The sequence below is a fragment of the Frankia sp. CcWB2 genome (genome assembly GCF_977927585.1).
Genome location: NZ_CDWRCM010000040.1, coordinates 19493 through 20151, shown reverse-complemented (window position 1 = coordinate 20151; position 659 = coordinate 19493). Strand labels below are relative to the sequence as shown.

At 69.8% G+C, this 659-nt stretch carries 1 pseudogene; it reads right to left on the bottom strand.

The window, feature by feature from the left end:
• Window positions 1-371, bottom strand: a pseudogene (locus ACY45C_RS06615) (hypothetical protein); the annotation flags it as partial.
• Window positions 372-659: the final 288 nt, after the last annotated feature.

The window sequence follows — 659 nt, the reverse complement described above, 5'->3', positions numbered from 1 at the left end:
CTGCTCTGCGGGACCGCACGGTCCGCGGCGTTGTCGAACGCCGGGTAGTGGGCACCGTTGGCCGAGGCTGTGCGGTCGGTGGAACCGTCGTAGGCGAACCCCGAGCCGTTGGGGCTGCCGGACCCGGGGCTGACCGAGAGCGGGGCGCCGCGCATGCTGTCGCCGGATGCGTCCGACTGCTCCGTGGAGAGGAACCCCTCGGAGACCGGGTAGATGCGGGCCGACAGGCTGACCGACATCGGGTCACTGCCGTAGGTGATGACGTCAACCTGGTCCTCCGCGCTGATGCCGCCGCTGCGGGCGAGATCGACGAAGCGGAACAGATCGGCCCAGCGTAGCCCATCGAGGTCGACGCTGATGCGCAATGCCATGATCGTGCCCCATCCCTGAGGTTCGTTACGTGCCGACGGTTACCTGGGCGCCAACGGACGATCGAGGGGTGACCGGCTCGCCCCCCGTCAGCGCCAGCCCGGGCGGCGATGGGCGGCAGCTTATACCGCGTTGGGAGACCATTCCCCATCCGGGGAGGTTCGGCTGGCTCTGCTCCGATAAGGCGAAGTGGGGGTATCGCGTTCTCCGTCGCGTCCCGTCACCCGAGGGCATTCCCCGGCGGAACGTTGGCGGGGAATCAGGACGGCCGGGCGGGCCCTCCGGTGGGG